The following is a 21,340-nucleotide window of genomic DNA, read 5'->3' on the forward strand; positions in this document are numbered from 1 at the left end:
CGCTGGTAGTCGGCGCGGCCCATCGTGAAGGTGTTCTTGGCCCAGATGATGAACGTCGACCAGTGGCCACCAGCGGCGCGAAACGCCGACTGCAGCGTGTCCAGTTCGCTCGAAGACATCGCGATGTAGACCGCCCCGTCGCAGCGCGCCAGGGCCGGCGCAAGGGCAGACACCAGGAAGTCGTAGAACCTGTCGCCGAGGTTGTCGTTGAGGATTGGGCGGTTGGTGCCGCGCAGTTTGTCCTTGGCGCTGTTGGCGTAGTCGACGTTGTACGGCGGGTCCTGCCAGACCATCGCCACATGCCCGATACCGAGCAGCGCCGCGTAGCTCGCCTCCTGCGTGGCGTCCCCGCAGAGCACGCGGTGTTTACCGCAGATCCAGACGTCCCCGAGCTGCGAGATCGGCGTCTCCGGGACCTCAGGTACCGCGTCGTCGTCGGTCTGGCCTTCGGTCGTCGTCTCCTGCCCGGAGAGCAGATCCAGCAACTCGTCGCCATCGAAGCCCGTCAGGGCGAGGTCGAAGTCGTCGAGCTTCAACTCCTCGAGTTCGAGTCGCAGCAGGTCCTCGTCCCACTCGGCCCAGGTCGCCGAGCGGTTGGCCAGCAGCCGGAACGCCTTGATCTGCGCCGGGGTGAGATCGTCGGCGAGAATCACCGGCACCGTGTCGAGCCCGAGCTTGCGAGCCGCCTTCAGGCGCAGGTGGCCGTCGACCAGCCGGCCGTCCGATTGCGCGACACACGGAATCCGGAACCCGAACTCGCGGATGACCGCCGCCATCTGATCGACGGCGTGGTCGTTCTTCCGCGGATTGCGGGCGTACTCGATCAGCCGGCCGATGGGCCAGGTCTCCACCCTCAACGCAAGCGTATGGGCCGACATTTGCGTACAATAGGTCTGTACAAGACTGGATTCCGCCATGACTATCGAAACCACCTACAGCGAAGCACGCAGCCACCTCAAGTCGCTCATGGACGCCGCGGTCGACGCTCGCGAGGTCGTCGTCATTCACCGCCGTTCTGGTGGTTCGGTGGCGATGATCGCCGCCGACGAACTGAATGGCCTGATTGAGACCGCTTACCTGCTACGGTCGCCAAAGAACGCAGAGCGTCTGCTGGCCGCCCTGGGACGCGCCCGCTCGCGCGAGCTGGACCCGGTGTCTCTGGACACGCTGAAGCAGGACCTCCATCTTGAGTCGTGAGATCCGGCGACTCGCGGTGGTGCACCCGGAGTTCCTCGAAGACCTGCACTACTGGGTCGAGACCGACCGACGGGTAGCGAAACGCCTGCTCGAGCTGATGGAAGCGACCTTGCGAGACCCTTTCGCCGGGATCGGCAAGCCCGAGCCGCTGAAGTATCTGGGCTCCGACGTCTGGTCCCGACGGATCACCCTGGAGCATCGCTGCGTCTATCTGGTCAAGGCGGAACGAATCGAGTTTCTCCAGGGGCGCTACCACTACTGATGCCGCGCTCGGCAGCAACCTCGTCGAAGGTCTGGCCGGTCGCCAGCAAGGTCGCCTGCACGGCGGGGAAGTTCTGCCGGAAGCGCTTGATCGCGACGTCGACGTACTCGGGCGCGATCTCGATGACCCGAGCGATCCGGCTGGAGCGCTGCGCGGCGAGCAGCGTCGTCCCGGAACCGCCGAAGGGGTCGAGGACGATATCTCCCGGATCCGTGTAGCCCTCGATCACGAACTGCGGCAGCGCGACCGGGAAGACCGCCGGGTGGTCGAGTCCCTCGCCAATGGATCCCCGCTGACGGGTTGCGGTCACGACTGAGTCCGGAATCCGGAACTCCTGCGTCACCTTGCCCGCGTGATTCCACGCCGTGTGCTCGCCTTCCCGGCTGCGCAGGCCACCGCTGCTGCTGCCATCCGGACGCAGATGCTTGTCCTCGCCCGCGAACTTGCACGGCACCGTCTTGTTCGGCTTCCTGGCCTCACGGTTGAAGTGGAACAGGAATTCGTGCCGTGGGGCGAGCCGGCCCGCCCAGTCGCCCGGAACGGTCACGCCTTGGTCCCAGACGTACCAGCCGAAGAAGCGCCAGCCTTGGCGCGGCATCCACGACAGCCAGTCGTCCCAGTAGCGCACCACGCTGCCCTCGCGATGGACCAGCCCGAGGTTGACCAGCATCTGCCCCGCCGCGGCCAACACGGTCATCGCCACGGCGAAGACGCCCTGCATCAGCCGATCCCAATCGGCGATGCCGCCCGTCGTGTAGGCGCGCTGGTTGGCGTACGGCGGGCTGGTCACCAGCAGGTTCGCGCGGTCCTGGCCCATCAACCCGCCGACGACGACCGGGTCAGCGGCATCGCCGCAGATCAGTCGGTGTGCCCCGAGGAGCCAGACATCGCCGGTTCGCGACACCGGGTTCGTCGGCGTCTCGGGAACGGCATCCGCGGCGTCGGGAGCGTCCCCCGAATCGGCTTCGGCAGGCTCCTCGTCCGCAGTCAGCGCCAGCAGGCGCTCGATCTCCGTCTGATCGAACCCCGTCAGCGCAAGGTCGTACCCCGCGTCGGCAAGCTCGGAGAGTTCGACAGCGAGGAGATCCTCGTCCCAGCCCGATCCCAGGGCCGTCCGGTTGTCCGACAGCAGGTAGGCGCGCTTCTGCGTCGGCGACAGGTGCCCGAGTTCGATGACCGGCACTTCGGCGAGCCCCAGCTGACGCGCCGCGGCGAACCGGCCGTGGCCAGCGAGAATCCCGTTGTCGCCGTCGACCAGAATCGGCGAGGTCCAGCCGTACTCGACGATGCTCGCGGCGATCTGCGCGATCTGGTCGGCGCTGTGCGTTCTTGGATTGCGGGCGTACGGAATCAGCGTCTCGACCTTCCGGTATTCGACGGAGAGCATGGCTTCGGGGATTCCAAAAGAAACGGCCCGCGACGGGGGCGCGGGCCGTGGGGGCGCGGAACGCAAAAACCCGCCACGTGGGCGGGTTCGGTGGTGGGGTGGTGCGGCTGCTACGGGCGCACCTTGCCTAGCTGCGTCAGTGTCCCGGTTTGCGTCCCGCTTTGCAAGCCCGTCATGTCCCGGTTTTCCAGGTATAGTGCGCCGGAGCACCGAACCTCTCGGGCGGCGTGATCGCGACGCTGCCGGTCACGGCCAGCGCCAGCAGGACGCGCTGCACCGCTTTCTTGATGGCCATGCGCTCCTGGCGTCCTGCCCGCGGATTGACGTACAGGACGATCTGTCGCATCACGAACCGGCGCCCCGGATACGCGGCGAGCAGATCGATCACCTCGTGGGCATATTTCATTTGCGGCCCTCGAAGGCATCCCACACGCGCCCGATCGCCACGCCCAGCGCCGCTTCATAATCCCCCAACCGCAGGCCCATCCGGCGCGCCGCACCGACCCGCCCGAACTCGGCCCGCCCCGAGTCGTGGTACTGCGGATACTCGGTGCGCAGCACCCGCTTCGGCATATCCGGCAAGCCACGCCACACGGCATCGACGATCAGCGCCCGTGACTCGATGGGCGGGACTGGTGGCGGCTCGTCCGCGCAGGCGTCCACCCGGAACCGGGTGTAGTCGCGCTCGGCCGAACCGCAGTGCCTCGGCGGCAACGGATGCGGCCACGCCCCCAGCCAGCACCAGCGCGACCAGTTGAGCAACTCCTGGTGCAGCCACTCCGGGAAGTGGCGCAGATCACGCCGCGGGTTTCTTGCCATGCCAATCTCCTATCGACGCGATGTGGTGGTCCGGTTCCTGTCCGCCCCCGAGGGATTCATTCAGGCTGCCTCGGGGACAGCGCTCAAACCAGGGCACAGCGTGGCGCCCGCGGCGCAGTGCAACTTGCGACGTGCGGCATGACGCACCCGCCTTTTCCAACGTGCAAAAAAAAACTGCAGGACCGATCATTTTTGCAGGACTCATTCCATTCCTCACCAGGGCCTCAGGCCACGCGCAAAATTTTGCTGTTACCCTGTTCCCCTTGCTACCCTTCTTCCCTATTCCCCCCTACAGCCTACAGATATAGTCATTTCTATCCTCCCTTTGAGATAGAAGGGTAACAAGGGTGACAGGGCTGGAAGCCTTGCCACGCAAGGGTTTGGCTTGTTACCCTTCCGTTACCCGTTACCCTTCTGCCACCGTTCTGTCGTCCACCGCCCATGTCAAAATGGAATCCGAACATCGACCCAGGCTTTAAATAGCTTGTCGCCCTCGCGCACGACCTTTTTTTCATAGCCGATCGTGGTCAGCACCCGACCAACGCGCAATTCTTCGCGCCTTGTAATGTTCTTCGTGTCGAAATTGAGTGCGAAGCGCAGCACGTCGTTGAGTCGCAAAAATCTGCGACTTGCGTTCTTCACGCCGTCCGCGCCGACCTGGTCGAGCCATTCGCGCACGATGTCCTCCCAGGAATCGGTAATCATGTGCGCCTGGTGCTGATCGCGAGCCAGTCGCTCGGCATCCGACCAGGCCACACCCTCCAACAGGAAACGATCCCGCCCCTCGGCCCACAGCTGCAGACAGTCCCGCTCAATGGCCTCGACATCGACGCGGCCGACCCGGATCGGCAACCAGCGCCGATTGCCCGTCTCATCCGCGAGAAACTCGCCCTGGTTGGTGGTACCGATCAACAGCAGCCGGCGCGGAAAGACGGTGTGGAACTCCTTGAACTTCGGAATCCAGTCTTCATGCGTGCGGGAAACGAAAGCCTTGATGTGCTCCAGCTCGCGGGTATGCAGACCGCGCAGCTCGCCGATCTCGGCAATCAGCCGGCCACGCATCTTCCGCGCCAGGTCGGCTTCTTCCTCGGTGAACGAGATCTCGCAGAAGAAGTCCCGCGCCGGCGCCATGGCTACCACGCCGGAGGACTTGCCGCTTCCCTGCTCGCCGATCAGGATCGGCGCCATGTCGGCCTTGCAGCCAGGCTCCATGACGCGACCCGCGAGCGCCGTCCAGGTGTAGGCGCCGATGGCTTGCGCATAGGGCGTATCTTCGGCGCCAAAATAACTGGGCAGAAAGCCGTCGATGCGCGGCACGCTATCCCAGGCCAGCGTGTTGAGCCACTGCTGCGCGCTGTCGAAGCGGTGGTCCTCGGCGACGCGGGCGACCACGTCGCGGATCAGCTCGCGGCCGATGGGTTTGAATCCGCGGCGCTCGAGGGTGATGCGCAGCGTGACGTAGTCGACGTCCTTGAACGGCGCCCAGTTCTCGCCGGCGTCGGTCGAGAACATGATCTCGTCGCGGAACTGGTCATAGCCCAGACGCATTCGGGCCATGCCCTCGTGGCCCAGCGCCTTGAAGAGGTTGCCGACCGTCGGTTCGATGCGCCCGTAGCGGTCCCTCGCGAGCCCCGGCCAGGGAGCGTCGGCCGGCGCCGTGCGGGGCGTAAGTGTCGTGACTTCGGCATCGGTGGGCTCAGCATCGACCAGAGGTTCAAACTCGGCGCTCAGGTCCTCGACCCAGCCCCCCTCGCGCGCCGCCTGGCGGACCGTGGCGATCGTCACCGGGTTGGCCTCGTCGTTGCGAATCGAACCCCAGCGGCTGCGCAGCGTGCGTTCACCGGGGTACTTCGTGCCGCGCACCGACCACTCGTTCCACAGCTCGAAACCGTCGGCGCCGAACTGGTGGTGCAGGCCGAGGCCGATCCGAAGCCAGGCGTCGTGCGGGCCATCGGGATCGACGTGGTTCAGCATCTCGCGCACCTGGTGCGGATCGAGGTCCTCGATCGCCGTCGCCGATGCTTTCCCGACGCCAAAGCGCTCGGTGTAGAGCGCCAGGATTTCGGGTGTCAGCGGCGCGAGGGACTCGTCCAGACCGAGCAGACTGCAGACTTCGGTGAGCCGACCGGTGACCGTGACGAAGCCCTTGCTGGTGAAGAACTCCACCTGGGGCGAGCGGCGATTGTCCTTGCGGTTGGCCGGCACGCGGCCGAGAAAGAAGGCGCGCACGCCGTGGCCTGACGGAGAAACCTCCGAATACGTGCCGGCGATCAGCGCCGCCACGGCCGAGTCGATCACGCCGTCGACGATCACCCCATCGAAATCGACCGCGGTGATCCCCCACTGCGGCAGCACCGCCAAGCCGATGCCGGAATAGCCGCCCTTTGAGCACGCCAGCGCGGCCCGGTCCAGGGTGGCCAGCGCATCGAGGTCCGGTTTGCCGCCCTGTGTGCCACGGCGGCGTCGGCCGTCAATATAGTAAGGGACCTTGCGCGGCTTGCTTTCGCCGTGGTGCTGTTCGAGCTTCCACAGCAGCCAGCCCTTCAGCCCCTTGAGCGTCGCCGGCAGCGCGCCGGGGGCACGGTAGATCTCGATCACGTTGGTAGGCATGGGCATCACGCTCCACTGGTGACGAACCGCTCCGGATAGAGAATCTGAATCTCGGTGATGGCGTAACCGAAATGCCTGGCCAGCTTCTCAGCCATGTCGGGCGAAGCCCTTTGCTTACCATTCTCGATACGGGAAAGGTTTCCGGCGTCGGTGCCAATGGCCTTGGCAACTTGAGTCAGCGTTTGGCCGCACTTAAGGCGTGCCGCCTTGATGGGTGGGTGCATAGCGGCATCTCCAGGGCAACATCGCATATATTCTGCGCTGTACGCAGACTGCCTGTCAAGCAGATCATCCACGAGGCATTTGCGTTATGCGCAAATTTCTGCTATAAATGGTGTCTCCGCTTAACTATCTTGTCTTTCGACCATGAGTATCGGCGCCGCCATTCGATTGATTCGCAAGCGCAAAGCGCTGACCCTGCAGGAACTGTCAGCGCGCGCTGGCACGGATACCGGCAATCTTTCGCGCATCGAGCGCGGCTTGCAGGGCGTATCGGGAGAACTGTTGGATAGACTGGCCCAGGCGCTCGGCGTGAGGCCCTCTGACATCCACCTGGAGGCCGAAGGGATCCTGCCGTCGGCAGAGGTTGCGGCCGACAAGTATGTGATGATCCCGCGCTTGTCGCTTCAGGTGGCCGCCGGAAATGGCCAGGAGCCAGAGCATGTCGAGGTGCAAAATACTCTTGCGTTTCGCCGGGAGTGGCTCAGAAGCAAGGGGTTGGACCAGGCCCACCTGGAAGTGTATGAGGCGAGCGGCGACAGCATGGCACCCTATATCCAAAATGGTGACCTGCTGTTGGTCGACGTGTCGGCAACGCCGCCCAAGTCAGGCGAGGTGTGGGTGCTGTGGCAGGCCGCTCCCCTCGGCGTGCGCGTCAAACGTATACTCTATCGTGAGAATGGCGACATCATCATCCGCTCGGATAACGCGGACAAGATGCTCTACCCGGACGAGATCATCCCTGGGCACCAAGGTGAAACGGTGAGCACGGTTGGGAAAGTCGTGTGGCGTGGCGGATGACGAGGAAGCCAGCCGAAGAATACCCATTTTGCGCGGAGGCAAAACCTAGTATCATGGACGGTAGCACGAAAAAGCCGGGCTGGCCCCCGGCTTTACGGCGCTATGTCTTGCTCGATACCCCCCTAGAGGCGAACGAGCGTTTTGTAAGCAACAAATGCACTGTACAAGGATCGGATCTTGAAGTCAATAAGATTTGTTTGTCTGTCCGGTGCGTCGGTTTTATCGGAGATTCACAATGCAACATCAATACAGTCTCACCCTGATCCAACATCTGGTCAGCAATTCCGTCGTCGACCAGCGTGCCAGCGATGGCTACGTCAATGCGACTGCTCTTTGCACAGCGGCCGGAAAACTGTTTGCTCATTACAGAAGCAACGACAACACCCGCGAGTTCCTCGTGGCGCTATCGGCAAAGATCGGGATTCCGATAGATAAAGCAAAACAGTCACTTATAGAATCTCGCCCCGGCGCTCCGACGACCGGAGGAGGCTCTTGGGTGCATCCGCAAGTGGCCATTCACCTCGGGCAGTGGCTGTCGCCCGAGTTTGCCGTCCAGGTGAGCGAATGGGTCGTCGAGTGGATGGGCGGCAAGACGACTAAGGCTGGCCAGGGCAGCGCTTTGCCACCCCATCTGCACCGGTATCTTGCGAACGATAGCAAGGTTCCGCCCGGCCACTTCTCGATCCTCCAAGAAACGGCCCTGGGCCTGATCGGCCCGCTGCACATGCTCGGGTTCGACGTGCCGAAAGGGTGGGTGCCAGACATTTCAGTCGGCAGGATCTTCTGTGCGTACCTGCGCGACACCTACGGCACCGACACGGATGCTTTACCCGTCTATTGGCACGACTATCTGGACGGTCGCCCACTGGTGGACGCCAAGATCTATCCCGAGGCGCTGTTGCCGATCTATCGCGCGTGGTTCCGCGAAGTATGGCTCCCGATCAACGGGGTCGCGTACTTCAAGAAGAAAGACAAGAACAGCCTGGCCTTCCTCGACCAAATGCCGGCGCTCGCTGCGCCGACGAAACCGACACCGAAACCGTTACCTTGGCGTGTGCCGACCTGATTGAACAAGCCTATCAGCGCGGCAGGGAACTAACGAATAAGGATAGATCGTGCGAAGCCACGATCTATCCGTTTGTTGGATGAGCCCGGGCCGGCGCACACTGGCGCGTCCCTAGAGAATATATATTTGGGATATGTGATTCAGAAACAACAAGTTAAGCCGATTCTTGGCAGCGCGAGGCGGCATTCGCGGACAAATCGACTTTGTCAACCCCCCTCGGTAACAATTTCGTGCAGACGGCAAGCCCCAGGGGGCATTGCACGCGCAGCCCAAGGCTGGCGCTCGAAGCGTTGGCAGTAAACCCCGGGCTGCAATAGTGGTCACTACCAAGAATCAGCGCCGCACCGAGGATCCAATTCGGCATTAAGCGGCCGATCTTCATATTCTCCGCGCAGCGGCTTCATCTAACACCCTAGAACACCCTAGTCAGCAACCTGCGCCAAGCCATCATCTTGAAGTAAACCCTGGCTCTACTCTACCCAGCCCGCCCATCCCGGCGGGCTTTTTTCTTGTCTGGACGACCGCCACCGCCCATCGCTGTCCAAGGCTCGATCTGGCGAATCTTGATTCTGCAGTTGACGCAGATTCGGTATTCGCATATTCTGCAATCTGGAAACTGCGCGGCACGCAGGTTTTAACTATCAACCAGCCACCCTACCACCAGGAGCCGACCATGTCCTTCGATGCCATCCCCGATCTGCTTGCCGATGTCCTGCAGGAACAAAGAAACACCAACGAGCTGCTGACCCGCCTGGTCGAAACCCTCGCCGGCCTGCACACCAAGGTCGGCGGCGCCGCCAGGACGGCCACGGCCGCGATCAGCAAGGCGGCCGCGCCGGAGGCTGAAGCGCAGACCGTCAGCACCGCGACTCATGTCCCAGCCACCGCGCTCACCGAGACCACGACCACCGAACCACCGCCCAGCCCCACGCTTGATTACAAAGCCGATGTCGCCCCGACCTTTGCCAGGCTGCTGACGGCCAAAGGCGCTCCGGCCGTCGTCGCCTTGCTGGCCACCTTCGGCGTCAAGAAGGGTGTCGAACTCGTCCCCGAGCAGTTGGCCGACGCGCTTGCGGCAGCCACGTCGGCGCTGGCGGAGTAAGCGATGTCGGACCGGAAACATGCGCTGATGTCGCCGTCGAGTGCCGAGCGCTGGGCATCGTGCCCCGGTTCGGTGCCGCTCACCCGGAATCTGCCCGACGCCCCTTCACCGTTTGCCGCAGAAGGTTCCTGCGCCCACGAAGTCGCCGCGCGGTGCCTGTTGGAGAATCAGCGCGCTGCCGCCTTCGTCGGCCAGGTCTTCCACGGCCACGAGGTCACGGCCGAGATGGCCGAGCACGTCGACACCTACTGCCAGTGGGTGCGCGACTACCGGCAACACCCGAGCGACGACCTGCACATCGAGGTTGCGCTGCCGATCGATCCGATCACCGGTGAGCCGGATGCCGTGGGGACGGCCGATGCGGTGGTGCTGTCATTCGCCCATCAGGAAATCACGGTCGCTGACCTCAAGTACGGCCGCGGCGTGCGGGTTCAGGCGGAGCAAAACCTGCAACTGGTCCTCTACGCGCTGGCGGCCATGGCGCTGTACGGCGTCGTCGCGGATTGGCAAACCGTGCGCCTGGTCATTGTCCAGCCCCGGGCCGGTGGCGTCAGTGAATGGCTGCTCACCGTCGGCGAGTTGGAAGCGTACGCCAACACACTCCGTCTGGCCGCCGAGCGTGTGCGCCAGGCCCTGAGCGAAGGTCCCGCCCACTTCCTCAATCCTGGCGAGAAGGCCTGCCGGTGGTGCCGTGCCAAGGCGATCTGCCCGGCGCTCAGCGCACAGGTGCTGGACGACGTCGAGACGATTCCCGAGGCGGCCTCCAACCCCGAGATCGCGCATCTGCTGCCGCGCATCGCGATGATCGAAGACTGGTGCCGGGCCCTGCGCGCCGAAGCCGAGCGCCGCCTCATCGCTGGCATCCCGGTCCCCGGCTTCAAGCTGGTCGAGGGCAAGAAGGGCGCCCGCGCCTGGGATGACCTCACTCAAGTCGAAAGCCTGCTCAAGAGCATGCGCTTGAAGGTCGCCGACATGTATGACCTGAAGCTGATCTCGCCGACCACGGCCGAGAAGCTGTTCAAGGACCAGCCGAAGCGCTGGGCCCGGTTGCAGCAGCACATCACCCAGAAGTCCGGCTCGCCGAGCGTCGTCCCGGTCGCCGATCCCCGCCAGGCAGTCTCGCCTGCCGTCCGCAGTTCCGAGTTTCAACCCGTTACGGCCTAGCCCGAAAGGAAATCACGATGTCGATTCATACCCTCAAGAACGTTCGCCTGTCCTTCGAACACCTGCATCAGCCGCAAGCGCAGCCCGATGGCAAGAAGTCCTACGGTGCGAGTTTCATCTTTGCCCCGAACCACCCGGCCAAGGCCGAGCTCGACGCGGCCATCCAGGCGGTGGCCAAAGACAAGTGGGGCGCCAAGACGGAAGCCGAACTGAAGGCGCTCACCGCCGCCGGTCGGGTCTGCCTGCGCAATGGCGACACCAAGACCTACGATGGCTACGCCGGGAACTGGTTCATCAGCACCAGCAGCAAGACCCGCCCGCAAGTGATCGACAGGGACACCTCGCCCCTGGACGAGTCCAGCGGCCGGCCGTACGGCGGCTGCTACGTCGTCGCCAGCATCGAAATCTGGGCGCAGGACAACGCCTTCGGCAAACGCATCAACGCGACGCTGCGCTGGGTGCAGTTCATGCGCGATGGCGATGCGTTTGGTGGGGGCAAGCCGGTCAGCCCGGATGAGTTCGCGCCGGTCGCCGACGAAGAATACGCGGATCTGGTGTGATGACCAGGGTCACCGCATCGGACGAGAAACCCGCAGCGACGACTCTGTACTACGTCGCGATCGGGCAAATGGTGCCCGGCGGCAGGCCGGAGTCGTTGAACACGTTCGAGGATGTGAACGATGCGGCCGCCTGCGCCGGCGAGTTTGCGGCTTGCCATCCCTACGGTTGCGCCGCTTGGGTGGAAACCATCGAAGTCAAACCCGTCACCAAGGAGTCGCAGCCATGAATCCCATCACTCCCTTTTATTTCGGCGACCAGCAGGTCCGCGTAATTTCTGACGACCAAGGGGAACCCTGGTTTGTCGGTGCCGACGTCAGCGAAGCCTTGGGGCTGCGTAATTCCAGAGATGCGATCGCCCGCCTGGATGATGACGAAAAGGGTGTCGCCATTACCGACACCCCTGGCGGCCAGCAGGAAATGATCACCATCAACGAGTCCGGTCTCTACAGCTTGATCCTGACCAGCCGCAAGCCCGAGGCCAGGAGGTTCAAGAAGTGGGTCACGTCCGAGGTCTTGCCGTCGATCCGCAGGACCGGCGCCTACGCCGCGCCGGCGATGCCGGTAGTCAGGAACGCCGCGATGCAACTGGTGATTGCGCAGGCAATGGAACTCGACCGCCTCGAGCAGGAGCAGCAGCGGCTGGCCTCGCGCGTCGAGGCCGTCGAGTCACGGGTCAGCACCCAGGACTCGATGTTCTACACGATCATCGGCTACGCGAAGAAGTGTGGCGCGTTCGTCGACAACGCTGGCGCCTCGGTGCTCGGACGCTGGGCCACCCGCTTATCCCGCGAGCGAAATTATCCGATGGGCCAGGCGTCCGACCCGCGTTTCGGCGTGGTGAACACCTATCACACCGATATCCTGCAGGAGGTCTTCGGGTGAGACCCGTCTTGGTCTTCGACACCGAGGTGTTCAGCGACTATTTCCTGGTGGCGTTTCGCAACGTGGCCACGGGGAACGTCGTCCACTTCGAGCGCCTGCCCGGCCAGGAGATTGACGCGGCCAAGGTGCAGCGGATCCTGGCGGCTTACCCCCTGGTCAGCTTCAACGGCAACCACTTCGATCTGCCGGTGTTGGCCATGGCGCTGACCGGCGCCGATTGTTCAAAGATCAAGGAAGTGGCCGACGCGATCATTGTCGGCAAGAAGAAGCACTGGGAAATCTACCGCCAATATGGGTTGATCCAGTTCGAGATCGATCACATCGACCTTATCGAGGTCGCGCCGGGTCAGGTCGGCCTCAAGCAGTATGGCGGCCGGATGCACGCGCCAACGCTGCAGGATCTGCCGATCGAGCCGGGTGCCAGCATCGCACCCGAACAGCGCGAGCAACTGCGCGCGTACTGCGCCAACGACCTGGCGCTGACCGAGCAGCTCTATCGGCAACTGTTGCCACAGATCGAACTGCGCGCCCGCATGACTCGGGAGTACGGCATTGATCTGCGCAGCAAGAGCGATGCGCAGATCGCCGAGGCGGTCATCAAGCAGGAAGTGGAGCTTCTGGCCAGAACCCGGATTCGGCGGGCCGAGTTGGCGCCGAACACGCCGTTGATCTATGACCCACCGGCGTGGATCGACTTCACGACGCAGCCTCTGCAGGAGATCTTCGATCGGGTGCGCGAGGCGGACTACCGCATCGACCCGTGGGGCGGCCCGACGATGCCGGAGAGCATGATGGATGCCACCGTGACCCTGGGCGGCAGCGTCTATCGTCTCGGCATCGGCGGCCTGCATTCGAGCGAGACGCGTGCCGTGCATGTCGCCGACGAGCACCACCGACTGGTCGATCGCGACGTGGCCAGTTACTACCCGAGCATCATCCTGCGCGGTGGTCTGGCCCCGGCGAACATGGGCGCGCACTTCCTGACGGTGTATCGCGGCGTCGTCGAGCGCCGCCTGACGGCCAAGCGCGCCGGCGACAAGGTCACCGCCGAGGCGCTGAAGATCTGCGTCAATGGCGCGTTCGGCAAGTTGGGCAGCCAGTGGTCGGTGCTGTACGCGCCGGCGCTGTTCCTGCAGGTCACGCTGACCGGCCAGTTGGCGCTGCTCATGCTGATCGAGCGTCTGGAACTGCACGGGATCCCGGTGGTCAGCGCGAACACCGACGGCGTGGTCATCCAGTGCCCGGTCGCAAAGATCGCCGAGATGGACGCGATCGTCGAATGGTGGGAGCAGGTCACCGGATTCACGACCGAGGCGACCGAGTATGCGGCGATCTACTCGCGGGACGTGAACAACTACATCGCGCTCAAGGCCGGCGGCGGCGTCAAGACCAAGGGGGCGTACGCCAGCACGTCGCTGTCGAAGTCGCCGGCCAACGAGATCTGTACCGAGGCGGTGATCGCTTATCTGGAGATGAGCACGCCGATCGAGCAGACGATCTGCGCGTGTCAGGACCTCCGCAAGTTCATCACCCTGCGCCAGGTCAAGGGTGGCGCGGTCTGGAAGGGGCTGCCCCTCGGGCGCGTCGTGCGCTGGTACTACGCCCGTGGAGAAACAGCGACCATCCAGGACATCAGCAACGGCAACACGGTGGCGCGCTCTCAGGGCGCGCGCCCGTGCTTGGTGCTGCCGGACGATCTTCCCGCTGACATTGATCTCGACTGGTACGTCCGCGAAGCCCGCGAGATGCTCGGCGATCTCGGCGTCGATACACAGGCCCTGTCGTCAGCACAAGCGACCTTTGACTTCGGGGCGACGCCCTCGATCGGATCGCCACATGCTTGAACGCGACATCGAGGACTACCTGGTGCGCCGGGCCAAGGCGTTCGGCGGCGAAGTGCGCAAGGTGCGCTGGATCGGCCGCCGCGGCGCACCGGATCGAATCGTCTTTCTGCCGGGCAGCCGCTTGTACTGGGTCGAAGTCAAAGCACCCGGTACGAAAGCACAGCCCCACCAAGCTCGAGAGCATGAACGGATGCGCGGCATGGGGCAAGCCGTCCTCGTCATCGATTCGATCGCGGCGATCGAGGCGCTGTTGACATGATCTTCTCCCCGCGCGATTACCAAGGCGCCATCATCCGCCAGATCGTCGGGAACCCGCGCTGCGCGCTCTGGGCAGGCATGGGCACCGGCAAGACGGCAGCCACGCTGACGGCGCTCGAAGAACTCGACCTGATCGAGGACGTGTATCCTGCGCTGGTCATCGCGCCGCTGCGCGTCGCCGCGTCGGTTTGGCCGGACGAGGTCGACAAGTGGGATCACCTGAGGCACCTGCGCGTCTCGCCGATCGTCGGCAGCGCCCAAGAGCGCATTGAAGCGCTGCGCCAGAGCGCCGAGATCTACACCCTCAACTACGAGAATCTGCCTTGGTTGGTCGAGCATCTCGGCGAGGACTGGCGCTTCCCGACGGTCGTCGCCGACGAGAGCACGAAGCTCAAGGGGTTTCGGCTGAGGCAAGGCACGCAACGAGCCCGAGCCCTCGGCAGCGTCGCGCACGCCAGGGTTGAGCGCTTGATCGAACTCACGGGTACGCCGGCCCCGAACGGGCTGGCCGATCTGTGGGGACAAGCCTGGTTCCTGGATGCCGGCCGCCGCCTTGGCCGGACGCACTCGGCGTTCACCGATCGCTGGTTTCGTTTGAAGTACGACGGCTATGGACTGGAGCCGCTGCCGCACGCCCAGGGGGAAATCCAGGCGCGCCTGGCGGACCTGTGTCTGACCATCACGGCCGCCGATTACTTCGACCTGCCGCCGCTGATCGAGAATGAGGTCAAGGTGGACTTGCCCGAACCAGCGCGCCGGATCTACCGCGACATGGAACAGGCGATGTTCGCCCAGATCGATGGACACGACGTCGAGGCCTTCAATGCCGCGGCGAAGACCAACAAGTGCCTGCAACTGGCGAACGGCGCGGCCTATGTCGATGATCTCGGCGCCTGGAAGGAAGTGCACGACGCCAAGCTGATCGCCTTGGAGGACATCGTGGAGGAGGCCGCGGGCGCGCCGGTGCTGGTGGCGTACCAGTTTCGCTCCGATCTGGCTCGCATCTTGAAGAAGTTCGGCAAGGCCGCGCGCCACTTGGACCGTGACCCGCAGACGTTGCGTGACTGGAACGTCGGCAAGATTCCGCTGCTGGTCGCGCACCCGGCGAGCGCTGGCCACGGGCTGAATCTCCAGGATGGCGGCCACATCCTGGCCTACTTCTCGTCAGGTTGGAATCTGGAGGAAGATCAGCAGATTCTGGAGCGCATCGGCCCGACGCGCCAGGCCCAGGCTGGGCTGAATCGTGAGGTCTATGTGCACCGCATCGTCGCCCGCGACACCGTCGATGAACTCGTTGCCTTGCGCCGGCAGAGCAAGGCGGACGTCCAGCAGATGCTCCTCGACTACATGAAACGAGCGCCCGCATGCTCCGCGACAATATGCTGAGACCCGGCCCTATCCCGCCCCTGCACGCCATCGCCATGATCCTGGCACACGGCGTTCTGCGCCTGCAAGAGCGCCAGAAAGCCCTTGAATCCTGGAGCGAACAGCGCGTTCATGACCCTGTTCCGAACCCCAGGGGAGACACGGCATGACGGATGTACTGGCCCGGGTGGTGGCCCTGAAGACCACACCGATTTGTGAATTGAAGCAACTGTGGCGCGACTTGTTCAACACGGAACCGCCGGCCTACAACCGGCGCTTTCTGGAGAACCGCTTGGCTTACCGGCTGCAAGAGCTGGCCTTTGGCGGCCTGAAGACCAGCACCGTGAAGCGCCTCGAACAACTCGGCGAGCAACTCGATGGCGGCAGGGCGCGGGTTCGTAGTCGCCGGGCTGATGACCGGCCCGTGGTTGGCACGCGGTTGATTCGGGAGTGGCAGGGCACGGCTTACGAGGTCACCGTCCAGGCCGGGCATTTCGAGTTCCAGGGCCAGCGCTACCAGTCGCTGTCGGCGATCGCGAAGGCGATCACCGGGACGGTCTGGAACGGCTGGGCGTTCTTCGGCCTGCGCTCGAGGAGGGCCGCATGACCCTGATCACCCGCAAACTGCGCTGCGCGATCTACACGCGCAAGTCCACCGAGGAAGGGCTGGAGCAGAACTACAATTCGCTCGATGCTCAGCGCGATGCCTGCGAAGCGTACATCGCCTCGCAGAAGTCCGAAGGCTGGGTGGCGTTGCCCGAAGCCTACAACGACGGCGGATTCTCGGGGGGCACGCTCAACCGACCCGGTGTGCAGCGCCTGCTCGACGATGTCCGAGAAGGGTTGGTCGATGTCATCGTGGTCTACAAGATCGACCGTCTCTCGCGATCGCTGGTGGATTTCGCGAAACTGGTCGAGCTGTTCGATGCGCAGAAAGTGACCTTCGTCTCGGTGACGCAGTCGTTCAACACGACCACGTCGATGGGGCGGCTGACCTTGAACATCCTGCTGTCGTTTGCGCAGTTCGAACGGGAACTCGGCGGGGAACGCGTCCGAGACAAGATCGCCGCCAGCCGCGCGAAGGGCATCTGGATGGGCGGCATGCCCCCGCTGGGCTACGATGTCGTCGATCGAAAACTGGTGCCGAACCCCACCGAGGCGGCGCTGGTCAGGCGGCTGTTCGAGCGGTACATTGCACTCGGATCGATGACCACCCTGTCTCGGGAACTGCGCGCCCAGGGGGTGACGACCAAGTCGTGGACGACCCTCAAGGACAAGACCCGTGCCGGGAAACTGATCGACAAGGGCTATCTGTACAAGCTCTTCCGGAATCCCGTCTTCATCGGGGTTGCCGCGTACAAGGGCCAGCACTTCGCGGGCGAGCACGAGGCAATTCTGGATCGGGCAGTGTGGGAGCAGGTGCAGGCGATGTTGGGCCGAGGCGAACCAGAACAGCGTGCTCGGCAGAATCGGTCATCGCGTGCGCCAGCACTATTGAAAGGACTGATCTTCTCCGACGATGGGTGGGCGATGACGCCGGGAGCCACCTTCAAGGGCGACAAGGTCTATCGCTACTACGTCAATACGGCGTCGATGAAGATCGGCAAAGAGGCGTGCTCGGTGGCGCGCGTCCCTGCGGGCGAGATCGAGGCGGCCGTGATCGCGCAGGTCCGAAACGTGCTGCAGGCGCCGGAGGTGATGTCGCAGGCCATCCGCGAAGTGGTGGCGCTGGATCCAGCAGCAGACGCCCAGCAGGTCATCACGACGCTGCAGTCGATCGAGCCGGTGTGGGAGGAGCTCTTCCCCGCCGAGCAGGCGCGAATCATTCAGTTGCTCGTGGAACGTGTGACGGTCAGCCCGACGGGTCTGAGAATTGACATGAAGACGGCGGGCATGAGGGAACTCATCCAGTCGGTGATGCCCGAGCGGCAGGCGGCGTGATGAGTGCTGATGTCATTTCGGTTGATCTGCCAATGACCTTCAAGCGGCGCGGCGGGCGCAAGGTGATCGTATTGCCGGATGGGACGCAGGGTAACCCGATGCCGAGCGCCACCATCGACAACGCCATGATCAAGGCGATCGCCCGGGCGTTTCGGTGGCAACGATTGCTGGAGAACGGAACGTACGGGTGTCTGGACGAGATCGCCAGGGCGGAGAAGATCGGGGCGTCGTTTGTCAGTCGTATCGTGCGCTTGGCGCTGCTGTCGCCGGACATCGTGGAAGCGATCCTCGCGGGGAAGCAGCCGGCAAACCTGAGCTTGAAGGATCTGATGGCGCCGTTTCCGGTGGAGTGGGCGGTGCAGCGGAAGGTGTTTGGGGTTGGTGGTGGGTGACCGACTGTGCTCCACGGATGGTTCCTTCGTCACCCCAAGGCGCTGGCTATAGCCGAAATCGGTGCGGGTACGGGTTGCCGCCTGCGCTGACCTTACTGGCCGAGACATCCATCCTGCGTGCAATTGACGAAGGATTGCAACAGGTCGATCCGTTGCTGCAGATGGTGTGACAGGCAGTTGTTCTGCAGCAACGGCCAGATCGTTCCCGATTCCTCGCGCGGGCCGTTCTGATACAGGCAATCCGCGTTGATGTACTTGAGCCACGCCCGTTCCGCCTCGATGAAGCGCTTCTCCTGTTCGCTGCCGCGCAGCCGTTTGAGCTGGATCTGGTAGAGCGTATTGAGCCGTTCATCGAGTTGCTTGTAGCGCTTATAGCTGCACAGGTTCAGGTTACTCTGATTGGCCTCGCAGTTTCGCATTGCTTCCTTCTCGATCGCTTCCTGCTCCGGCCCGTCGCGGTCCGCGCCGGCGGCAATCGGCAGCAGGCTGATCATCAGCCCGGCGAGCACGACGAAAGCCGGGCGTGACATCAGGGATCTCGGGGGGGTTTTTGCAATGGTCATCATCGTTTTTCCGGCATCCTCCCCCTTGCTTTCGGCGCCATTGTACGAATGTCCGGTCCTGCACGCTAGGACGAGATGACCGGCGCGGGATTAGCAGAACCTTTCCGAAATGCCGGGAGCGATCAATACTTGCCCGTCGCGGAGAGACGCTCCTTCAGCTTCGACCAGCGCCTTTCGACCTGCTTCCCCTTGACCGCCGTGGCCAACGCCTTCTTCTGGCCGACCAGCACAACCAGCCTCTTGCCGCGCGTGATGCCCGTATAGATCAGGTTGCGCTTGAGCATCACGTAGTGCTGGGTCGAGATCGGAATCACCACCACGGGGTACTCCGAGCCCTGGGACTTGTGGATCGTCGTCGCGTAGCAGAGAACCAGTTCGTCGAGCTCGCCGAACGGATAGGTGACCACCCGGCCGTCGAAGGTCACGGCCAGTTCCTCCTCGTCCCGATCAATGCCGGTCACGAAGCCGATGTCGCCATTGAAGACATCCCGGTCGTAGTTGTTCTCGATCTGCATCACCTTGTCGCCAACGCTGAAGCGGTTGCCGAACCTATCGACACTTTGCTCGCCAGGCGGATTCAGAGCCTGCTGCAGTGCCTGATTGATGCCTCGGGCGCCGGTGATCCCCCGGTTCATCGGGCAAAGCACCTGGATATCCTGAACTGGGTCGACGTTGAACTTGCGGGGTAGGCGCGTCTGCACCAGATCCACCACGGTTCGCGCGATCACGTCTGGTTGCTCGACGGCGACGAGGTAGAAATCTGAGGCTTCTCCTCTATTCGGCAGGCTGGGGAAAACACCCTGGTTGATCTGATGGGCGCTGCGCACGATGCGGGAGGTTGCTGCCTGACGGAACACTTCGGTCAGACGGATGACGGGCACGGTGCCCGAGTCGATGAGATCGGTTAGGAATTGACCGGGACCGACCGAGGGGAGTTGATCCACATCGCCCACCAGGATCATCGCCGTGGAGGTGGCGACCGCCTTGAGGAGTTGGTTCGCCAGTGGCACGTCGATCATGGAGCACTCGTCGGCAACCAGGAGATCACATTCGAGCGGATTTTCCGCATTGCGCTTGAACTGGCCACTGAGCGGATTGACTTCCAGCAAGCGATGGATGGTCTTGGCTTCGAGACCTGTCGATTCGGAGAGGCGTTTGGCCGCCCGTCCGGTGGGCGCGCACAACAGCGGCTTGACGCCCTTAACGGTCATGATGGTCAGAATCGAATTGACCAGGGTGGTCTTGCCCACTCCAGGGCCGCCAGTGATCACCAGGATTTTCGAAGACAGCGCGAGACGAATGGCTTCCCTCTGGCTATCGGCCAACTGAATGGAGAGTTTCTGTTCGAGCCACGGAATCGCCTTGTCGGCATCGAAACCAGGCAATGTCGATGCCCCGGTCTTGAGGCGCCGGATTTGGGCGGCAATCGACTGCTCGGCGTAGTACAGGGGTGCCAGGAACACGCAGGGCTGACCTTCGACGGTGTCGGGATACAGTACCTCGTCGGTGATTTCCTGAGCGATGGCGGCTTCGATGATGGATTCCGGAATGTCGAGCAGTCTCACCGCCAAGGGGACCAGCTCGGCATACGGCAGACCGCAATGCCCCTGGGCTGAGGCTTCGGTGAGCGCATACGAGATGCCGGCCTGGGCGCGAAGGGGAGAATCCTTGGCAATGCCAATCTTCTGCGCGATCGTGTCGGCAGAAAGGAAGCCGATGCCGCGAATGTCCTGGGCCAAGCGGTAGGGATTCTCGCGAACGATCTCAATGGCACCCTGCCCGTAGGTCTTGAAGATGCGCACCGCACGGGAAGTCGAGACGCCATGCGCGTGCAGGAAGACCATGATGCTACGAATGACCTTCTGGTCGGCCCAGCCGGACGTGATCTTTCTGGCACGGACTTCCCCGATGCCCTGAATTTCACGAAGACGTTTGGGTGATTGCTCGATCACCTCGAAAACGGCTGCGCCGAAGGACTTCACCAGTTTGCCGGCGTAGATCGGGCCGATCCCCTTGACCATGCCCGACCCGAGGTAGCGTTCGATCCCCGTCAAGGTGGTCGGCGGGGAAATCTTGACGAACACGGCGCGGAACTGGCGGCCATGTTCGCGATCAGTGACCCAGTGCCCGGACGCGGAAGCGTATTCACCGGGAGAGACGATGGGGGTGTGGCCGATCAGGGTGACCAGTTCTCGCTCACCCTTCACCTTCAGGCGAAGCACACAGAAGCCGCTCTGCTCGTTGTGGAAGGTGACGCGCTCAACGAGGCCAGCGAGGCGGTCGAGTTCGGCGAGGGTCGCGTCAGGCATGGAGGTCCGCGATAAAGATGCACGGTGAGCGGAGGGTCGTTCCCCCTCTGTTCGCTCTTCCCATCGCCTGCCTCGCGCTTCGAAACCCCAGAGCCATTGTACGAATGTCCGGTCTACAATGCCGTGAGCAACTCACCAACGCGGAGCTATGGGAGCATTGCTTGCCTGTGCTGCCATCCTCGGCACCCACTGCCATCGGAGATAGTGGCGGCGTTTCGGGACGGTAAGCGCCAATCTTGATGGGTATGAATCTATCTGGCCGCGCGCTCCCGCAAGACCGCTTCTTGGTCGGCACGAAGAGCCACGACACCGTGAACGCGGTCAGCATCCCCGCCGGGTTTGGCTTTGACTAGCATGTCGCCCCTGCCGAGCAAGTTTTCGGCACCAAGTTCATCGAGGATGATCGTAGACTCGGTCCCGCGCTGGACGGTCAGCGCAATACGCGCCGGGATGTTGCTCCGGATGAGGCCAGAAAAGGTCTTAGCATCGGGACGTTGGGTCGCCAAAATCAGATGAATACCTGCCGCGCGCGCTTTCTGCGCTAGCCTAACCAATCATGAGTGGGCCCACTCGCCCCCGACCATGAAAGCCCTGGGCA

The 21,340-nt window shown here is 63.4% G+C and carries 23 protein-coding genes and 1 pseudogene; 15 read left to right on the forward strand and 9 right to left on the reverse strand.

What is annotated here, in order from left to right; translation table 11 throughout:
- The coding region (locus tag NFW05_RS09435) for a ParB N-terminal domain-containing protein (RefSeq protein ID WP_295305524.1) at nucleotides 1-878 on the reverse strand (878 nt) is incomplete at its 3' end.
- A 37-nt stretch (nucleotides 879-915) separates the two neighbouring features.
- Between NFW05_RS09435 and NFW05_RS09440 the strand changes: the two genes are divergently transcribed.
- A complete protein-coding gene (locus NFW05_RS09440; protein ID WP_295305527.1) occupies nucleotides 916-1,197 on the forward strand; it encodes a type II toxin-antitoxin system Phd/YefM family antitoxin in 282 nt (93 codons plus the stop codon).
- Nucleotides 1,187-1,459, forward strand: a complete 273-nt coding sequence (locus NFW05_RS09445; RefSeq protein WP_295305529.1) for a Txe/YoeB family addiction module toxin — start codon at nucleotides 1,187-1,189, stop codon at nucleotides 1,457-1,459. Before NFW05_RS09440 ends, NFW05_RS09445 begins: the two co-directional genes overlap by 11 nt.
- Here NFW05_RS09445 and NFW05_RS09450 read toward each other — a convergent pair.
- From NFW05_RS09450 to NFW05_RS09470, 5 genes are all read right to left on the reverse strand, one after another.
- Entirely contained in the window at nucleotides 1,413-2,846 is a 1,434-nt protein-coding gene (locus NFW05_RS09450; RefSeq protein WP_295305532.1) for a site-specific DNA-methyltransferase, read from the reverse strand. The two genes, NFW05_RS09445 and NFW05_RS09450, sit on opposite strands and share 47 nt — an antisense overlap.
- A gap of 172 nt (nucleotides 2,847-3,018) precedes the next feature.
- Entirely contained in the window at nucleotides 3,019-3,252 is a 234-nt protein-coding gene (locus tag NFW05_RS09455; protein WP_295305536.1) for a hypothetical protein, read from the reverse strand.
- A complete protein-coding gene (locus NFW05_RS09460; protein WP_295305540.1) occupies nucleotides 3,249-3,665 on the reverse strand; it encodes a hypothetical protein in 417 nt (138 codons plus the stop codon). Before NFW05_RS09460 ends, NFW05_RS09455 begins: the two co-directional genes overlap by 4 nt.
- A 444-nt stretch (nucleotides 3,666-4,109) precedes the next feature.
- Nucleotides 4,110-6,275: a VapE domain-containing protein gene (locus tag NFW05_RS09465; protein ID WP_295305542.1), complete on the reverse strand. Its 2,166-nt coding sequence runs from the start codon at nucleotides 6,273-6,275 to the stop codon at nucleotides 4,110-4,112.
- Between the two features lie 5 nt (nucleotides 6,276-6,280).
- Complete coding sequence (locus tag NFW05_RS09470; protein WP_295305546.1) at nucleotides 6,281-6,499, reverse strand: helix-turn-helix transcriptional regulator; 219 nt, start codon at nucleotides 6,497-6,499, stop codon at nucleotides 6,281-6,283.
- Nucleotides 6,500-6,641: 142 nt separating this feature from the next.
- On the opposite strand from NFW05_RS09470, the gene NFW05_RS09475 reads away from it, so the two are divergent.
- The 13 genes from NFW05_RS09475 to NFW05_RS09535 all read left to right on the forward strand — a co-directional run bounded on the left by NFW05_RS09475 (nucleotide 6,642) and on the right by NFW05_RS09535 (nucleotide 17,870).
- Complete coding sequence (locus NFW05_RS09475; protein ID WP_295305549.1) at nucleotides 6,642-7,295, forward strand: S24 family peptidase; 654 nt, start codon at nucleotides 6,642-6,644, stop codon at nucleotides 7,293-7,295.
- Nucleotides 7,296-7,530: 235 nt separating this feature from the next.
- Nucleotides 7,531-8,361, forward strand: a complete 831-nt coding sequence (locus tag NFW05_RS09480; RefSeq protein WP_295305552.1) for a KilA-N domain-containing protein — start codon at nucleotides 7,531-7,533, stop codon at nucleotides 8,359-8,361.
- 673 nt (nucleotides 8,362-9,034) lie between these two features.
- A complete protein-coding gene (locus tag NFW05_RS09485; protein WP_295305555.1) occupies nucleotides 9,035-9,463 on the forward strand; it encodes a hypothetical protein in 429 nt (142 codons plus the stop codon).
- 27 nt (nucleotides 9,464-9,490) lie between these two features.
- The gene (locus tag NFW05_RS09490) at nucleotides 9,491-10,627 is read left to right on the forward strand and encodes a DUF2800 domain-containing protein (RefSeq protein WP_295305590.1); all 1,137 of its coding nucleotides are present in this window, start codon (nucleotides 9,491-9,493) and stop codon (nucleotides 10,625-10,627) included.
- Between the two features lie 17 nt (nucleotides 10,628-10,644).
- The gene (locus NFW05_RS09495; RefSeq protein WP_295305558.1) at nucleotides 10,645-11,187 is read left to right on the forward strand and encodes a DUF2815 family protein; all 543 of its coding nucleotides are present in this window, start codon (nucleotides 10,645-10,647) and stop codon (nucleotides 11,185-11,187) included.
- Nucleotides 11,187-11,414, forward strand: coding sequence for a hypothetical protein (locus NFW05_RS09500; RefSeq protein WP_295305561.1), 228 nt, complete (start codon nucleotides 11,187-11,189; stop codon nucleotides 11,412-11,414). The genes NFW05_RS09495 and NFW05_RS09500 overlap by 1 nt, the downstream gene beginning before the upstream one ends.
- Entirely contained in the window at nucleotides 11,411-12,070 is a 660-nt protein-coding gene (locus tag NFW05_RS09505) for a Bro-N domain-containing protein (RefSeq protein WP_295305564.1), read from the forward strand. Before NFW05_RS09500 ends, NFW05_RS09505 begins: the two co-directional genes overlap by 4 nt.
- Nucleotides 12,067-13,914, forward strand: a complete 1,848-nt coding sequence (locus NFW05_RS09510; RefSeq protein ID WP_295305567.1) for a hypothetical protein — start codon at nucleotides 12,067-12,069, stop codon at nucleotides 13,912-13,914. The genes NFW05_RS09505 and NFW05_RS09510 overlap by 4 nt, the downstream gene beginning before the upstream one ends.
- The gene (locus NFW05_RS09515) at nucleotides 13,907-14,173 is read left to right on the forward strand and encodes a VRR-NUC domain-containing protein (RefSeq protein ID WP_295305570.1); all 267 of its coding nucleotides are present in this window, start codon (nucleotides 13,907-13,909) and stop codon (nucleotides 14,171-14,173) included. Before NFW05_RS09510 ends, NFW05_RS09515 begins: the two co-directional genes overlap by 8 nt.
- On the forward strand, nucleotides 14,170-15,558 hold the full coding sequence (locus NFW05_RS09520; protein WP_295305573.1) for a DEAD/DEAH box helicase: 1,389 nt from the start codon (nucleotides 14,170-14,172) through the stop codon (nucleotides 15,556-15,558). The genes NFW05_RS09515 and NFW05_RS09520 overlap by 4 nt, the downstream gene beginning before the upstream one ends.
- Before the next feature lie 145 nt (nucleotides 15,559-15,703).
- Nucleotides 15,704-16,144 (forward strand): DUF2924 domain-containing protein, encoded by a 441-nt coding sequence (locus tag NFW05_RS09525; protein WP_295305575.1) that lies wholly within the window; start codon nucleotides 15,704-15,706, stop codon nucleotides 16,142-16,144.
- Nucleotides 16,141-17,478 carry a recombinase family protein gene (locus NFW05_RS09530; RefSeq protein WP_295305578.1) on the forward strand — a complete coding sequence of 446 codons (1,338 nt, stop codon included), beginning with the start codon at nucleotides 16,141-16,143 and terminating at the stop codon, nucleotides 17,476-17,478. The genes NFW05_RS09525 and NFW05_RS09530 overlap by 4 nt, the downstream gene beginning before the upstream one ends.
- On the forward strand, nucleotides 17,478-17,870 hold the full coding sequence (locus tag NFW05_RS09535) for a hypothetical protein (protein WP_295305581.1): 393 nt from the start codon (nucleotides 17,478-17,480) through the stop codon (nucleotides 17,868-17,870). Before NFW05_RS09530 ends, NFW05_RS09535 begins: the two co-directional genes overlap by 1 nt.
- Before the next feature lie 92 nt (nucleotides 17,871-17,962).
- On the opposite strand, the gene NFW05_RS09540 is transcribed toward NFW05_RS09535, so the two are convergent.
- From NFW05_RS09540 to NFW05_RS09550, 3 genes and pseudogenes are all read right to left on the reverse strand, one after another.
- Nucleotides 17,963-18,400, reverse strand: a complete 438-nt coding sequence (locus NFW05_RS09540; protein ID WP_295305585.1) for a lysozyme inhibitor LprI family protein — start codon at nucleotides 18,398-18,400, stop codon at nucleotides 17,963-17,965.
- Nucleotides 18,401-18,555: 155 nt separating this feature from the next.
- Entirely contained in the window at nucleotides 18,556-20,742 is a 2,187-nt protein-coding gene (locus tag NFW05_RS09545) for an ATP-dependent RecD-like DNA helicase (RefSeq protein WP_295305587.1), read from the reverse strand.
- Between the two features lie 350 nt (nucleotides 20,743-21,092).
- Nucleotides 21,093-21,296, reverse strand: a pseudogene (locus tag NFW05_RS09550) (FtsK/SpoIIIE domain-containing protein); the annotation flags it as partial.
- Nucleotides 21,297-21,340 lie beyond the last annotated feature (44 nt).

It is taken from the genome of Accumulibacter sp. (assembly GCF_023806625.1).
GTDB lineage: Bacteria > Pseudomonadota > Gammaproteobacteria > Burkholderiales > Rhodocyclaceae > Accumulibacter.

Excerpts from the sequence above, each read along its gene's own strand:
- NFW05_RS09440 (WP_295305527.1), top strand. The coding sequence starts at position 916 with ATGACTATCGAAACCACCTACAGCGAAGCACGCAGCCACCTCAAGTCG.
- NFW05_RS09450 (WP_295305532.1), bottom strand. The coding sequence starts at position 2,846 with ATGCTCTCCGTCGAATACCGGAAGGTCGAGACGCTGATTCCGTACGCC.
- NFW05_RS09455 (WP_295305536.1), bottom strand. The coding sequence starts at position 3,252 with ATGAAATATGCCCACGAGGTGATCGATCTGCTCGCCGCGTATCCGGGG.
- NFW05_RS09460 (WP_295305540.1), bottom strand. The coding sequence starts at position 3,665 with ATGGCAAGAAACCCGCGGCGTGATCTGCGCCACTTCCCGGAGTGGCTG.
- NFW05_RS09465 (WP_295305542.1), bottom strand. The coding sequence starts at position 6,275 with ATGCCTACCAACGTGATCGAGATCTACCGTGCCCCCGGCGCGCTGCCG.
- NFW05_RS09470 (WP_295305546.1), bottom strand. The coding sequence starts at position 6,499 with ATGCACCCACCCATCAAGGCGGCACGCCTTAAGTGCGGCCAAACGCTG.
- NFW05_RS09475 (WP_295305549.1), top strand. The coding sequence starts at position 6,642 with ATGAGTATCGGCGCCGCCATTCGATTGATTCGCAAGCGCAAAGCGCTG.
- NFW05_RS09480 (WP_295305552.1), top strand. The coding sequence starts at position 7,531 with ATGCAACATCAATACAGTCTCACCCTGATCCAACATCTGGTCAGCAAT.
- NFW05_RS09485 (WP_295305555.1), top strand. The coding sequence starts at position 9,035 with ATGTCCTTCGATGCCATCCCCGATCTGCTTGCCGATGTCCTGCAGGAA.
- NFW05_RS09490 (WP_295305590.1), top strand. The coding sequence starts at position 9,491 with ATGTCGCCGTCGAGTGCCGAGCGCTGGGCATCGTGCCCCGGTTCGGTG.
- NFW05_RS09495 (WP_295305558.1), top strand. The coding sequence starts at position 10,645 with ATGTCGATTCATACCCTCAAGAACGTTCGCCTGTCCTTCGAACACCTG.
- NFW05_RS09500 (WP_295305561.1), top strand. The coding sequence starts at position 11,187 with ATGACCAGGGTCACCGCATCGGACGAGAAACCCGCAGCGACGACTCTG.
- NFW05_RS09505 (WP_295305564.1), top strand. The coding sequence starts at position 11,411 with ATGAATCCCATCACTCCCTTTTATTTCGGCGACCAGCAGGTCCGCGTA.
- NFW05_RS09515 (WP_295305570.1), top strand. The coding sequence starts at position 13,907 with ATGCTTGAACGCGACATCGAGGACTACCTGGTGCGCCGGGCCAAGGCG.
- NFW05_RS09520 (WP_295305573.1), top strand. The coding sequence starts at position 14,170 with ATGATCTTCTCCCCGCGCGATTACCAAGGCGCCATCATCCGCCAGATC.
- NFW05_RS09525 (WP_295305575.1), top strand. The coding sequence starts at position 15,704 with ATGACGGATGTACTGGCCCGGGTGGTGGCCCTGAAGACCACACCGATT.
- NFW05_RS09530 (WP_295305578.1), top strand. The coding sequence starts at position 16,141 with ATGACCCTGATCACCCGCAAACTGCGCTGCGCGATCTACACGCGCAAG.
- NFW05_RS09535 (WP_295305581.1), top strand. The coding sequence starts at position 17,478 with ATGAGTGCTGATGTCATTTCGGTTGATCTGCCAATGACCTTCAAGCGG.
- NFW05_RS09540 (WP_295305585.1), bottom strand. The coding sequence starts at position 18,400 with ATGTCACGCCCGGCTTTCGTCGTGCTCGCCGGGCTGATGATCAGCCTG.
- NFW05_RS09545 (WP_295305587.1), bottom strand. The coding sequence starts at position 20,742 with ATGCCTGACGCGACCCTCGCCGAACTCGACCGCCTCGCTGGCCTCGTT.